The organism is Nocardioides sp. QY071 (assembly GCF_029961765.1).
Taxonomy (GTDB): Bacteria; Actinomycetota; Actinomycetes; order Propionibacteriales; family Nocardioidaceae; genus Nocardioides.
Genome location: NZ_CP124681.1, coordinates 1,040,075 through 1,053,101 on the forward strand (window position 1 = coordinate 1,040,075; position 13,027 = coordinate 1,053,101).

Annotated in this window: 13 protein-coding genes; 10 read left to right on the top strand and 3 right to left on the bottom strand. The window is 74.3% G+C overall.

Annotation, left to right across the window (positions count from 1 at the left end):
• Position 1: 1 nt before the first annotated feature.
• Positions 2 to 577, top strand: coding sequence for a DUF4245 family protein (locus QI633_RS04965; RefSeq protein ID WP_282428307.1), 576 nt, complete (start codon positions 2 to 4; stop codon positions 575 to 577).
• On the opposite strand, the gene QI633_RS04970 is transcribed toward QI633_RS04965, so the two are convergent.
• Together QI633_RS04970 and xseA are read right to left on the bottom strand one after the other, a co-directional pair.
• On the bottom strand, positions 574 to 807 hold the full coding sequence (locus QI633_RS04970; RefSeq protein ID WP_141800152.1) for an exodeoxyribonuclease VII small subunit: 234 nt from the start codon (positions 805 to 807) through the stop codon (positions 574 to 576). The genes QI633_RS04965 and QI633_RS04970 overlap by 4 nt on opposite strands.
• Positions 800 to 2,038: an exodeoxyribonuclease VII large subunit gene (gene xseA / locus QI633_RS04975; RefSeq protein WP_282428308.1), complete on the bottom strand. Its 1,239-nt coding sequence runs from the start codon at positions 2,036 to 2,038 to the stop codon at positions 800 to 802. The genes QI633_RS04970 and xseA overlap by 8 nt, the downstream gene beginning before the upstream one ends.
• A 28-nt stretch (positions 2,039 to 2,066) precedes the next feature.
• Here xseA and QI633_RS04980 point away from each other — a divergent pair, with 28 nt between their 5' ends.
• The 4 genes from QI633_RS04980 (at position 2,067) to QI633_RS04995 (ending at position 5,376) form a co-directional block, all read left to right on the top strand.
• The gene (locus tag QI633_RS04980; protein ID WP_282428309.1) at positions 2,067 to 2,981 is read left to right on the top strand and encodes a PfkB family carbohydrate kinase; all 915 of its coding nucleotides are present in this window, start codon (positions 2,067 to 2,069) and stop codon (positions 2,979 to 2,981) included.
• Between the two features lie 238 nt (positions 2,982 to 3,219).
• Positions 3,220 to 4,080, top strand: coding sequence for a tRNA pseudouridine(38-40) synthase TruA (gene truA / locus QI633_RS04985; RefSeq protein WP_282428310.1), 861 nt, complete (start codon positions 3,220 to 3,222; stop codon positions 4,078 to 4,080).
• A complete protein-coding gene (locus QI633_RS04990; RefSeq protein ID WP_282428311.1) occupies positions 4,077 to 4,676 on the top strand; it encodes a methyltransferase in 600 nt (199 codons plus the stop codon). Before truA ends, QI633_RS04990 begins: the two co-directional genes overlap by 4 nt.
• Positions 4,677 to 4,701: 25 nt before the next feature.
• Complete coding sequence (locus tag QI633_RS04995; RefSeq protein WP_282428312.1) at positions 4,702 to 5,376, top strand: SIMPL domain-containing protein; 675 nt, start codon at positions 4,702 to 4,704, stop codon at positions 5,374 to 5,376.
• A gap of 28 nt (positions 5,377 to 5,404) precedes the next feature.
• Here the strand turns inward: QI633_RS04995 and QI633_RS05000 are convergent, their stop codons facing one another.
• Positions 5,405 to 6,079: a maleylpyruvate isomerase N-terminal domain-containing protein gene (locus QI633_RS05000; RefSeq protein ID WP_282428313.1), complete on the bottom strand. Its 675-nt coding sequence runs from the start codon at positions 6,077 to 6,079 to the stop codon at positions 5,405 to 5,407.
• Positions 6,080 to 6,153: 74 nt separating this feature from the next.
• On the opposite strand from QI633_RS05000, the gene QI633_RS05005 reads away from it, so the two are divergent.
• The 5 genes from QI633_RS05005 to QI633_RS05025 all read left to right on the top strand — a co-directional run bounded on the left by QI633_RS05005 (position 6,154) and on the right by QI633_RS05025 (position 13,024).
• Complete coding sequence (locus tag QI633_RS05005; RefSeq protein ID WP_141800145.1) at positions 6,154 to 6,702, top strand: PadR family transcriptional regulator; 549 nt, start codon at positions 6,154 to 6,156, stop codon at positions 6,700 to 6,702.
• Positions 6,699 to 7,424: an ABC transporter ATP-binding protein gene (locus QI633_RS05010; protein ID WP_141800144.1), complete on the top strand. Its 726-nt coding sequence runs from the start codon at positions 6,699 to 6,701 to the stop codon at positions 7,422 to 7,424. The genes QI633_RS05005 and QI633_RS05010 overlap by 4 nt, the downstream gene beginning before the upstream one ends.
• Positions 7,421 to 10,141 (top strand): ABC transporter permease, encoded by a 2,721-nt coding sequence (locus QI633_RS05015; protein ID WP_282428314.1) that lies wholly within the window; start codon positions 7,421 to 7,423, stop codon positions 10,139 to 10,141. Before QI633_RS05010 ends, QI633_RS05015 begins: the two co-directional genes overlap by 4 nt.
• 148 nt (positions 10,142 to 10,289) lie before the next feature.
• Positions 10,290 to 11,990, top strand: coding sequence for an ATP-binding cassette domain-containing protein (locus tag QI633_RS05020; RefSeq protein ID WP_141800142.1), 1,701 nt, complete (start codon positions 10,290 to 10,292; stop codon positions 11,988 to 11,990).
• Positions 11,987 to 13,024 carry a GNAT family N-acetyltransferase gene (locus tag QI633_RS05025; RefSeq protein WP_282428315.1) on the top strand — a complete coding sequence of 346 codons (1,038 nt, stop codon included), beginning with the start codon at positions 11,987 to 11,989 and terminating at the stop codon, positions 13,022 to 13,024. The genes QI633_RS05020 and QI633_RS05025 overlap by 4 nt, the downstream gene beginning before the upstream one ends.
• The last annotated feature ends 3 nt before the right edge of the window (positions 13,025 to 13,027 follow it).

The following is a 13,027-nucleotide window of genomic DNA, read 5'->3' on the forward strand; positions in this document are numbered from 1 at the left end:
CATGAGCCAGTCGCAGCCGTCAGAGCGCCCGGGCCGCTACCAGCGATCCGCGGTGGGTCTCGTCACCTCGCTCGTCGTCACCGTCATCGCGATCGGCGCGCTGCTCTACTTCATGGGCGCCTTCCGCCCGGACTTCGAGGTCAAGCCCGAGGCGGTCGATTACGTCGAGATCGTCCAGTCCGCGCAGCAGGCCGGCCTGACCCCGATCTACCCCGATGCCCTGCCGAAGGGCTGGATCGCCACCGGCGTCGACGTCGAGCCCGGCGACCGCCCGGTGATCATGGTCCGGCTGCTCACCGACGACCAGAAGTTCGTCGCCGTGCGCCAGGAGGACGCCTCGATCACCGCGATGCTGTCCCAGTGGGTCGACGAGGACACCGAGACCCGCCCCGGCTACACCGTGCCGTCCTCGGTCGCGAGCCCGGTCGCCCGCGACTGGTCGGGATACGCCGATGCCGGCGGCGACTCCGCCTATGCCGCGGAGGTCGACGGCCAGACCGTGCTGGTCTTCGGGTCCGCGCCGGTCGAGGACCTCCGGGCGGTCGTCGACTCGCTGGTCACCACGCCGATCGGCTAGTCCTCGTCGGAGTCCTCACCCTCGCCCAGTACCGACTCCAGCCGCGCCCGGGCTCCGTCGAGCCAGCCCTGGCAGGTGGTGGCGAGTGCCTCGCCGCGCTCCCAGAGCGCGAGCGACTCCTCGAGCGTCGTACCTCCGGCCTCGAGCTGACGGACCACCTCGACCAGCTCGGCGCGCGCGTCCTCGTAGGACAGCTCCTCGCTCGGCTCCGGGGGCGTGGTGTCAGTCATGGATCTCCTCGGCGATCGGCTCGGAACGGGTGGCGGTGACGTGGATGCGGCCGTCGGCGACACGGACCGACAGCGCCGCGTCGGGGGAGACGTCGCCGACGGAGGTGACGACGTGGCCCTCGGCGTCCTGGAGGACGGCGTACCCGCGGCGCAGGGTGGCCAGCGGGGACAGGGCGCGGACCCGGGCGCGGCGGTGGTCGAGGTCGTCGGCGGCCCGGTCGAGCTGCCACTCGAGCCGGCGGCGGATCCGGGCGCGCCAGTCGTCGAGCTCGTCGACCCGGGCGTCGAGAAGGGAGCCGGGGTGCGCGAGCGCGGGGCGCGCGCGCAGCGCGTCGAGCTGGGACTGCTCGCGGTCGAGGCGGTGGCGCACGGCGCGGCGCAGCGCGTCGCGCGCCCGGTCGACCATCATCCGCTCCTGCGCCATGTCGGGCACGATCAGCTTCGCGGCGTCGGTGGGCGTGGAAGCGCGGACGTCTGCCACCAGGTCGAGCAGCGGGGAGTCCGGCTCGTGTCCGATCGCGGACACGACCGGGGTGCGGGCGGCAGCGACCACGCGGATCAGGCCCTCGTCGGAGAACGGCAGCAGGTCCTCGACCGAGCCGCCGCCCCGGGCCACGACGATGACGTCGACCTCGGGGTCCGCGTCGAGGCGGCGTACGGCCTCGATCACCTCCTCGGCCGAGCGCTGGCCCTGCATGGCGGCGTACGCGGTGGTGAAGGCGACGGCCGGCCAGCGGCGGGTGGCGTTCTCGAGGACGTCGCGCTCGGCGGCCGACTTGGGAGCCGTGACCAGCCCGACGCGACGGGGTACGGCGGGCAGCCGGCGCTTGCGCTCCTGGGCGAACAGCCCCTCGGCGGCGAGCAGCTCGCGGCGCCGCTCGAGCCGGGCGAGCAGCTCGCCGAGGCCGACCATCCGGATCTCGCGGGCGTTGAGGGAGAGGCTGCCGCGGTTGGCGTAGTAGGACGGCCGCGCGTGGATGACCACGCTGGCCCCCTCGGTCACCGGCGTCGGCAGGCCGTCGAAGAGGACCCGCGAGCAGGTCACCGGCACCGAGATGTCGGCGACCGAGTCGCGCAGCGTCATGAAGACCGTCGACAGGCCGGGGCGCCGGTTGACCTGGGTCACCTGGCCCTCGACCCACACCGCGCCGAGCCGGTCGATCCAGCCGGCGAGCGCGTTCGCGATCGCCCGGACCGGAGCCGGTTTCTCCAGCGACGTCTCGAGGGCCACGGCGGCGAGCCTATGGGACAGTGTCGACATGACGGCGACGACGCTCGTGATCGGCGAATCCGTGCTCGACGTGGTCGGCGGCGACGAGCGGCCCGGCGGGTCGGCGGTCAACGTGGCCGTCGCCCTGGCCCGGCTCGGGAGACCGGTCCGCCTCGCGACGGCGTACGCCGACGACCCGGCCGGTGAGGTGATCGCTCGGCACCTCCAGGAGGCCGGCGTGGAGCTCGCCGGCGATCCCCACGTGCTGGGCAGGACCCCGCGCGCGGAGGCCGTCATCGACGCGACCGGCGCGGCGTCGTACACCTTCGACATCGGGTGGCGGCTGCCCACCGTGCCCGACGAGTCCGCGCACGTCGTCCACGTGACCTCGCTGGCGCCGCTGCTCGACCCGGGCGCCGCCGAGGTCCTCGCGCTGGTCGAGCGGATCGCGCCCACCACCTGCCTGACGTACGACGTCAACCTGCGTCCCGCGATCACCGGCACCCGCGCCCAGGTGCTCGAGCGGGTGCTGCGGACCGCGTCGGCAGCGACCTTCGTGAAGGCGTCCGACGAGGACCTGGTCGCGCTCTGGCCGGACCGGTCGGCGGGGGAGTCGGCCTCGGCGCTGCTCGCGCTGCCGGGCGGGCCGGTCGCCGTCATCGTCACCCACGGCGCGGAGGGCGCCTCCTGGCATGCCTGCTCCGGGCCGGATTGGTCCACCGGCGGCGTGCATGCCCAGCCGGTCGCCGTCGTCGACACGATCGGCGCCGGCGACACCTTCGCTGCCGCGCTCGTCGACCACCTCTGGCCGCTGCTCGGCGCCGGGGCCCGCGACCGGCTGGCCGCGCTCGGGCCACAGGAGTGGAGCGCCGCGCTGACCTACGCCGCCCGCGTCGCCGCCGTCACCGTCGGTCGGCTGGGGGCCGACCCGCCGACCCGTGCGGAGGTCGGCGTCTCGCCCTGAGGCAGCGCGGGGTCGGTGCGCTGCGTGCGGAACTCACGGTGTTGTTTGGCGCTCGCTTCGCTCGCGCATGTCGCGCCGCCTGCCAACGCCGTTTCTTCCTCCCCCGCCCGTTCCCTCGTTCCTCGGTCGCGGGCTCCTCCGTGCAGAAACGGCGGGCGGCGCGACGGAAACCCGCTCGGGGCGGGCGTCGTGCGTTGCCGAGCGTCGTGCGAGCGTGGCGCTCCTCTAGTCTTGCCCGGTGCGCCTGCGGATCGACCTCGCCTACGACGGCGGCGACTTCCGGGGCTGGGCGTCGCAGCCGGGACTGCGCACGGTGCAGGCCGAGCTGACCGCCGCGTTGACCACGGTGCTGCGGCTGCCCGAGGGCTCACTGCGAGTCACCTGCGCGGGCCGCACCGACTCGGGCGTCCACGCGCGCGGGCAGGTCGTGCACGTCGACGTACCCGAGGACCCGGAGGCGGGCTCGCCCACCGCGGCCCGGCAGGTCACCCAGCTCGACATCCTCGCCCGGCGGGTCAACGGGGTGCTCGACAAGACGGTGCGGGTACACCGGATCAGCGAGGCACCCGACGGGTTCGACGCGCGGTTCGCGGCGCTGTGGCGGCGCTATGCCTACCGGATCGTCGACGATCCGGCGCGTGCCGACCCGTTGACCCGCAACCACGTGCTGTTCTGGCCGCGGCGGCTCGACGTCGCGGCGATGGACGAGGCCGCGCGCTCGCTGGTCGGGCTCCACGACTTCGCCGCGTTCTGCAAGCACCGCGAGGGGGCGACGACGATCCGCACCCTGCTGGAGTTCGGCTGGACCCGCACCGACGACGAGCTGGTCGTGGGGCACGTGAAGGCCGACGCGTTCTGCCACTCGATGGTGCGCGCGCTGGTCGGCTGCATGATCGCGATCGGCGAGGGACGTCAGGACCCCGCCTGGGCGGTCGAGATCCTGACCGGGCGGCGGCGCGACCAGGGCGTGGTCGTCGTACCCGCGCACGGGCTGACGCTCGAGGAGGTCGCCTACCCGGACGCCGCCGGGCTGGCCGATCGCGTGGCACAGACCGCGGCCCGCCGTACCCACGCCGAGACGGACGGAGCCGAGGGGTGAGCGACGAGCACTACTTCTCCGCGGACCCCTCGGTCGCCTTCCAGCGCGCACCCGTCGCGGCCGAGGTCTGGGGCCACGAGCTGGCGCTGGTGAGCGGGTCCGGCGTGTTCGCGCAGGGCCGCCTGGACATCGGCACGTCGGTCCTGTTCCGCGAGACCCAGGCGCCCACCGGCGGCCGGATCCTCGACCTCGGCTGCGGGTACGGCGTGATCGGGCTCGCCTGCGCCGTCGCCGCCCCGGGCGCCACCGTCACCGCCGTCGACGTCAACCAGCGCGCGGTGCTGCTCGCCAACGAGAACGCCGAGTCGCTGGGAGTCGCGGAGCGCTACACCGCGATGGTCCCGGAGCAGGTCGACCCCGCGGCGACGTACGACGAGATCTGGTCCAACCCCCCGATCCGGATCGGCAAGGCGGCGCTCCACGAGCTGCTGCTGACCTGGCTGCCCCGCCTCGCGCCCGACGGCCGCGCGGTGATGGTGGTCGGCAAGAACCTCGGCGCCGACTCGCTGCAGCGCTGGCTCGGCGAGCAGGGCTTCCCGACCGAGCGGATCGCCAGCGCGAAGGGGTTCCGGGTCCTCGAGACCCGCCGCGCCTGACCGGGCGCTCCTTAGAGTGGGCGTCATGCCGACCGAGTTCACCGTGCGCGGGTCGCACTCCGCCTTCCAGCCGCCCGAGCGCGGCACCGCGCACATCACGCTGGCCTTCCAGGGCCCCGCGCTGCAGCCCGCCTACGACCGCGTCGTCCACGACCTGGAGGCCGTGAAGGCCTCGGTCCAGGAGCTCCACGACCCCGCCGACGGGCCGGTCACCTGGTGGTCGACGCAGCACGTGCGCACCTGGGCGCAGCGCCCGTGGAACAAGGACGGCAAGCAGCTCCCGCTCGTCCACCACGCCAGCGTCGGCGTACAGGTGAAGTTCCGCGACTTCGGCCGGCTCGCCACCTGGGTGGGCCGGCTGGTCAGCTCCGCCGAGGGCTTCCGGCTCGACGGCGTCGAGTGGGCCCTGACCGAGGCGCGCCGGGTCGAGCTCGAGCGCACCGTGCGGGTCCGGGCGGTGCAGGAGGCGGCCCGCCGCGCCCAGGAGTACGCCGACGCGCTCGGCCTCGGGACCGTACGGCCGGTCGCGGTGGCCGACGCGGGCATGCTCAGCCAGGGCATCTCGCCGATGGGCGGCGGCGGCCCGGCGGCGTACATGCGGATGGCGGCCAAGGAGTCCGGCGGCGGTGCCGAGCTCGAGCTGGCACCCGAGGACATCGAGGTCTCCGCGGAGGTGGACGCCCGCTTCGTCGCGGAGTGACCGGGTCGACGCCGACGGCCGCTGCCGGTCAGGACGTGACCTTCGCCTGCGCGAGGACGGCGGCGGCCGGCCCCGTCGCCGGCACCCGCCCCCAGAGCATGAGCAGCAGGTCCGCCGCCGGCGCGGCCAGCTCGACCGGCTCGCCGGCCGCGTCGGGCTCGAGCACGAGCGAGCGGTCGAGATCGGTGGCGACCAGGCGGACCGGCGCGGGCAGCGGCTCGGAGCGCCCGAGCCGGACCTGGCGCGGGTAGAAGAGCGTCGCGACCTCGTCGACGCCGTCCCAGCCGAGCTCCGGGCTCAGCTGCCACTCACCGGCGCGAGCCTGGGAGTCGAGGGCGTCGTACAGGTGCATGGTGACCTCGTGGAACTGGCGGCGCTGCCAGAACCCGGCCCGCTTGTCGGACCCGAAGGTCCACACCGTCGCGTCGGGTGCCGTCTGCCGCAGCACGTCGAGGAGGCGCCCGGCGGCAGCCCGGTAGCCGTCGACGAGCGCGTCGCGCTCCGGCCCGGGCGCGGGGCTGTCGCCGTCGGGCGAGTGGTCGGTGACGGCGTGCGTCGCCCACGCGTGCACCCAGCGGGTGTGCTCGCCGAGGTCGGCGAGGGTCCAGCCCGGGCAGGCCGGGACGGGCGCGTCGAGGTCGCCGGTCGCCAGCACCAGCGCGAACTCGCCCGTCGTCTTCTCCAGCAGGTCGTTCCACTCCATGGCGAGATCCTTGCAGGGCCTGTCGGCGGCGCGCCGCTGGACAGATGGATACGCCGTATGCATACTCCGTACCTATGTCCATCAAGCATGGTCTTCTGGCGCTCCTGGCGCCGGGCCCGAAGTACGGCTACCAGCTGAAGGCCGAGTTCGAGGCCACGACCGGGTCGGCCTGGCCGCTGAACATCGGGCAGGTCTACTCGACCCTCCAGCGCCTCGAGAAGGGCGGCCAGATCGAGGCCGACGGGGTGCCCGACGACGACGGGCGCGTGGTCTACGCGCTCACCCCTGCCGGTCGCGAGGAGCTCGCCGGCTGGTTCCGCTCCCCGATCGCCCAGGAGTCGCGACCGCGCGACGAGCTCGCGATCAAGCTGGCGATGGCGGTCAGCACGCCGGGCGTCGAGGCCGGCGAGGTGGTGCAGGCCCAGCGCCGACAGGCGATGAGCTCCCTACAGTCCCTGACCCGCGTCAAGGCGTCCGTCCCGGACGAGGACCTGGCCCGGGTGATGGTGGTCGACTCGCTGATCTTCGCCGTCGAGGCCGAGGTCAGCTGGCTCGACCGGTGTGAAGCCCGGCTCCGCAAGGCCCGAACCGCAAAGACCCCCGAGAAGGAGGCCGTCCAGTGACCGCCAACCCCGTCCTGGAGATCCGCAACGCCGGCAAGGTGTACGGCGTCGGCGAGACCCTGGTGACCGCCCTGCACGCGGCCTCGCTCTCGGTCGCCCCGGGTGAGCTGGTCGCCGTACGCGGTGCCTCGGGCTCCGGCAAGAGCACCCTGCTGCACCTGGCCGGCGGTCTCGACGCCCCGAGCACCGGCGACGTCCTCGTCGAAGGCAGGTCGCTGTCCGGACTGGCGCGCAAGGAGCTGGCCCGGCTGCGGCGCCGCTCGATCGGCTACGTCTTCCAGGACCTCAACCTGGTGCCGTCGTTGACCGCTGCCGAGAACATCGCGCTGCCCCGTGAGCTCGACGGCACCCCGGCCGCCGAGGCCCGGACCGAGGCGCTCGCCGCGCTGGAGGAGATCGGCCTGCGCGAGGTCGCCGACCGGTTCCCCGACGAGATGTCCGGTGGCCAGCAGCAGCGGGTCGCGATCGCCCGCGCCCTGATCGGCCCGCGGCGCCTGGTGCTCGCCGACGAGCCGACCGGGGCGCTGGACAGTGAGACCGGGGAGGGCGTGCTGCGCCTGCTGCGGGCGCGTTGCGACGCCGGTGCCGCCTGCCTGCTGGTCACCCACGAGCCCCGGCACTCCGCCTGGGCCGACCGGGTGGTGTTCATCAGCGACGGCGCCATCGTCGACGAGACGACGGCCGACGCGCCGGCCGTGCTCGACCTCGGGGCACTGACGTGAGCGTGTGGCGGCCGGCCCAGCGGATGGCCCGGCGCTCGATCCGCCGCAACCTCGCCCGGTCGATCCTGATCGCGCTGCTCATCGGGCTCCCGGTCGCGGTGGCCACGTTCAGCGACGTGCTGCACCGCTCGAGCGACTCCCCGGCGGCGTACGCCCAGCGGAACCTCGGCAGCGCCGACGCCAAGCTCGTCGTCACCCCGGCGGAGCGGATCAAGGACTTCCGCCTCATCTCCGAGTGGAACGGCGGCTACTCCACCGTCGGCGAGCGCGACCCCGCGACGGTCGACGTGCCCGGCCTGCTGCCGCCGGGGACCGAGCTCGAGGTCGCCGGCGCGAGCGACGGCGGTCCGTTCCTGCTGCTCCGCAAGGGTGACCGTTACGACGAGGGGCCCCTGTCCCAGGCGACGATGCCGTCGGTCTTCCAGCCCGACCGGCTCCAGCTGCGCGACGGCGCGTACCCCGGCGCCGGCGAGATCGCGATCAGCCAGCGCACCGCGGACAAGCTCCGTGTCGGCCCGGGCGACGTGGTCACCGACGACCTGTCCGGCACCGAGATCACCGTCAGCGGCATCGTCCGCGACGCGCAGTGCCTGCGCTGCAGCAGCTCCTACGCCCAGCCGGGGCAGCAGGTCGTCCCGAAGCCGCGGGCCGACGGGCCCTACGACAACTCGCCGACGTACCTCGTCGACCTGCCGCCCGGAGTGAGCGCCGACGCGCTCGCGCACCGCCTCGCCCAGCAGGGCGTCCTGCTCTACCCGCGCGACACCTACCTCCACCGGGACCGCTACCAGACCTGGGACGAGCCGGTCACCCTCGACCAGGTGCGCGGGGTCGCGCTGACCACCCTGATCGTGGGACTCGGCCTGCTCGAGGTGATCCTGCTGGCCGGCGCGGCCTTCGCGGTCGGCGCGCGCAAGCAGGTCCGCGACATGGGCCTGATCAGCGCCGGCGGCGCCTCGCCGCGCCAGCTGCGGGCGGTCCTGCTCGTCCAGGGCGCCACCCTCGGCGTGCTCGGCACCGCCGGCGGGGTCGCCGCCGGCCTGTTGGTCGCCCGCCTCGGCTGGCCGCTGTGGGAGTGGCTCAACGGCGAGGTGCTGCCGGTCTTCCGGATCGGGCCCGAGGTGCTGATCGCGGTCGTGGTCGGCGTGCTGTCCGGGGTGCTGGCGGCCGTCGTCCCCGCGATCGGCGCGGCCCGCAAGCAGCCGCTCGACGCGCTGTCGGGCCGGTTCCGGACCAGTCGGCAGCACTCCCGGCGGACCGCTATCGTGGGAGTCCTCGCCATCGGCGCCGGCGTCGTCCTCGGCCTGGTCGGCAGCGGCATGATGGCCGGCGACTTCGCGGCGTACGGCGACGCGCTGTCCACCGCCCGCCTCACCGGGGTCTCGCTCCAGGCGCCCAGCCCGACCGTCCCGATCGCGCTCGTGCTCGCCGGTGCTGTCGCGGGCGTCGCCGGCCTGGTACTGGTGATGCCGTCCCTGCTCGGCCTGCTGGGCCGGATCGGCGCCCGGCTGCCGCTGCCCGGACGACTGGCGGTGCGCGACGCCGACCGCCACCGCCACCGCACCGGACCCGCCACCAGCGCGATCATGCTGGCCGTCGCCGGATCGGTCGTGGCGGCGTTCGCGATGACCGGGTCGGCGCGCGCCGACGAGGCCCGCTGGCTGCCGGACCTGCCGGAGCACACGATGCGGGTCTACGCGCAGTACGGCGACGGCCAGGCCGAGACCACTGCGATCACCACCGCGGCGACCGAGCGGGCGGCGGCCGTCCTCCCCGGCGCGCAGGTGCTGGCCCCCTTCGAGCTCGGCTACGCCGTACCGGAGTCCCAGCAGGAGCTGGGCGCGACACCGGTCCAGTCGATCTGGTTCAACGACAACCTGGCCTGCGACAGCAGCTGCGTCACCTACGGCAGCACCGGCTCGGCGGCGATCGCGGACCCGGCGGTGGTGCGGCTCACCCTCGGGCGGGACCTCACCGCCGAGGAGCAGGCGGCCCTCGACCGAGGAGAGGTCCTCGCCACCTCGCCGTCGATGGTCGACGCCGACGGCAAGGTCACTGCGAGCCTCGACCTCAAGATCGACGCGGAGGGCGCCGAGGCGGACATCCCGCGGCTGGAGCTGCCCGCGCGGGTGGCGCCGCGCACGACCTTCTACACCTCGTTGCCCGGTGTCTTCATGAGCGCCGAGACGGCCGCCGCGAACGGGCTGGTGCCGATCCCCGACGCCACCCGGCTGATCACCTACGCCGCCGACGCCACGCCGGCCGAGGTGCGGGCCGGCGTACGCGCGGCGCGGGAGGGACACCGTGCAGGTGCCTCGATCGGGGAGCCGTACCACGACGACTACGGCATCGCGCTGCTCGTCGTCGGCGGCGTCGCCGGGCTGGTCACCCTGATCGGCGTCGCGATCGCCGTCGCGCTCTCCGCGGCCGAGGGCCGTCGCGAGCTGGCGACCCTGTCCGCGGTGGGAGCCGATCCCGCCGTACGACGCCGGCTGGCCGGCGCGCAGGCCCTGGTCATCTCGGGGGTCGGCGCTCTGGTCGGAGTGCTGCTCGGCAGCTTCGTGTCCTACGCCCTGCGGGCGACGTTCGGGGCGCCGTCGTTCACGGTGCCGTGGGCGAACCTCGCGGGCGTGGGGCTCGGGGTTCCGGTGCTCGCGGCGCTGCTGACCGCGGCGTGCACGCGCTCGAAGGTGCCCGTGCTGGAGCGGCGAGCTTGATCTCGATAAGCGCGTCGCGACCTCGTGCCTCGGTCGCTGCGTTACTCGACCTCCCCGCCTGGTCCGTGCGCCGCCTCGTTCCTCGGAGCCGCACGGGGCGGTGAAATCGGTTCGCGGCCGGCGGCCTCTTCGCGGAGAATCGAGCCTCGTGGGTCATGTGGAGGTCGCCGGTGTCCGGTTCGAGCTGCCCGACGGGCGGGTGCTGCTCGACGACGTGTCGTTCCGGGTCGGGGACGGCGCCAAGGTCGCGCTGGTCGGCGCCAACGGTGCGGGCAAGACCACCCTGCTGCGCATCATCACGGGCGACCTCGTGCCCCACGCCGGTGCGGTCACCCGCTCCGGCGGGCTCGGCGTGATGCGCCAGATGGTCGACCGCGGCCTCGGCGACGAGCCGACCATCGCGGACCTGCTGCTCGGCCTCGCGCCCGAGCGGGTCCGCAAGGCGGCGGCCGAGGTCGACCGCTGGGAGCTGGCCCTGATGGACACCGACGACGAGGCCACCCAGCTGGCCTACGCCCACGCCCTGGCCGAGTACGCCGACGCCGGCGGCTACGACGTCGAGGTGGTCTGGGACGTGTGCACCGTCAAGGCGCTGGCACTGCCCTACGACCGGGCGAAGTACCGCGAGCTGCGCACGTTGAGCGGCGGCGAGCAGAAGCGGCTCGTGCTCGAGTACCTCCTCGCCGGACCGGAGGAGGTGCTGCTCCTCGACGAGCCCGACAACTTCCTCGACGTCCCCGGCAAGATCTGGCTGGAGCAGCGGATCGCCGCCTCCGACAAGACGATCCTGTTCATCAGCCACGACCGCGAGCTGCTCGCCAACGCCGCCACCCACGTGGTCACCGTCGAGCTCGGGGCGGGCGGCGGGGGCAACAGCGTCTGGACGCACCCGGGCGGCTTCGCGTCGTACCACGAGGCCAGGAAGGACCGGTTCGCCCGCTTCGCCGAGCTGCGCCGGCGCTGGGACGAGGAGCACGCCAAGATCAAGGCCCTGGTGCTGCGGCTCAAGATCAAGGCGGAGTACAACGACGGCATGTCGTCGCAGTACCGCGCGGCGCAGACCCGGCTGCGCAAGTTCGAGGAGGCCGGCCCGCCGACCGAGCAGCCGCGCGAGCAGCAGGTCACGATGCGGCTCTCGGGGGCGCGGACCGGCAAGCGCGCGGTGGTGTGCGAGTCGCTGGAGCTGACCGGCCTGATGAAGCCTTTCGACCTCGAGGTCTGGTACGGCGACCGGCTGGCCGTGCTGGGGTCCAACGGCTCCGGCAAGTCCCACTTCCTGCGGCTGCTCGCCGCGGGCGGCAGCGACCCCGACGTGGAGCACCGCCCGGTCGGGGACGTCGAGATCGCGCCGGTGCGGCACAGCGGTCGGGCCCGGCTGGGTGCCCGGGTGCGGCCGGGCTGGTTCGTGCAGACCCACGAGCACCCCGAGCTGGTCGGCCGGACGCTGGTCGAGATCCTGCACCGCGGCGACGGCGTACCGAACGGGCGCCAGGGGATGGGGCGCGAGCAGGCGAGCCGGGTCCTCGACCGCTACGAGCTCGCGGCCAGTGCCGAGCAGCCCTTCGAGTCGCTGTCCGGCGGTCAGCAGGCACGCTTCCAGATCCTGCTGCTCGAGCTGTCCGGGGCGACCCTGCTGCTGCTCGACGAGCCCACCGACAACCTCGACGTGCAGTCTGCCGAGGCCCTCGAGGAGGGCCTGGCCGCCTTCGATGGGACCGTCGTCGCGGTCACCCACGACCGCTGGTTCGCCCGCGGGTTCGACCGGTTCTGCGTGTTCGGCGCCGACGGCACGGTCTACGAGTCCGACGGGCCGGTCTGGGACGAGGGACGAGTGGCCCGGGCCCGATGAGTGCGCTGGAGCTGGTCACGATCGGGCCGGGCGACGACGCCGCGATCCTCGCCTGGGCCGACGTGGTCGCGGCCTCGCTGCGCCACGAGCTCGGCCACCACGCGACGCCGTGGGCCGCCGAGGAGCTCGCGGTCGTCGTACGTGAGCCGGACCGGCTGCGCCGCGACTCCTTCCTGCTCGGGCTGGTCGGCGGGGAGCCGGTCGCCGCCGGCTGGCTGGCGGTGCGCCTGCTCGACAACCTCGACGGAGCCCAGCTCGACGTCCACGTGCTGCCGTCCCACCGCCGCCGCGGCCTGGGCGGGCAGCTGCTGGACCGGCTCGAGGAGCTCGCGGCCGGCGAGGGCCGGACCCGCCTCGATGCCCGCGCCCAGTGGACCTACGACGGTCCCGCCGACGGCGCCGGTACGGCCGGGATCGCCTTCGCGGCCCGCCACGGCTACGGGTTCGGGATCGGCGAGGTGCAGCGCGAGCTGCCGCTGCCCGCCACGGACGACCGGCTCGCGGAGCTGGCCGCTGGTGCGGCGGCGCACCACGCGGCGTACCGGATCGTGTCGTGGGCCGGGCCGATCCCCGACGACCTCGTCGCCGGCTGGCTGGCCGTCTCCAGCACCCTGCTGACCGAGGCGCCGGCCGGTGAGGTGACGCGCGAGGAGGAGTCCGCCGACGTCGCGGCGTACCGCACCGCCGAGGCGCTCCAGGCCCGCCAGGGCCGCACGCCGTGGCACACGGTCGCGCTCGACGGTGCCGGTGAGGTCGTCGGCTACACGCAGCTGATGGTCCCCGACCACGAGCCCGTCTTCGTGCACCAGTGGGGCACGCTGGTGCGGCGCGACCACCGCGGGCACCGGCTCGGCCTGGCGCTCAAGGTCGCGAACCTGCGGGCCCTGCAGCGCGACCTCGACACGACCGGGCGCCGCGTCGTGACCTGGAACGCCGAGGTCAACGGCCCGATGATCGCCGTCAACGAGCTGATGGGCTTCGCGCCGACCGCCCGCTCGGCCGAGCTGCAGAAGATCGCCGCCCCGCGCGATTAATCC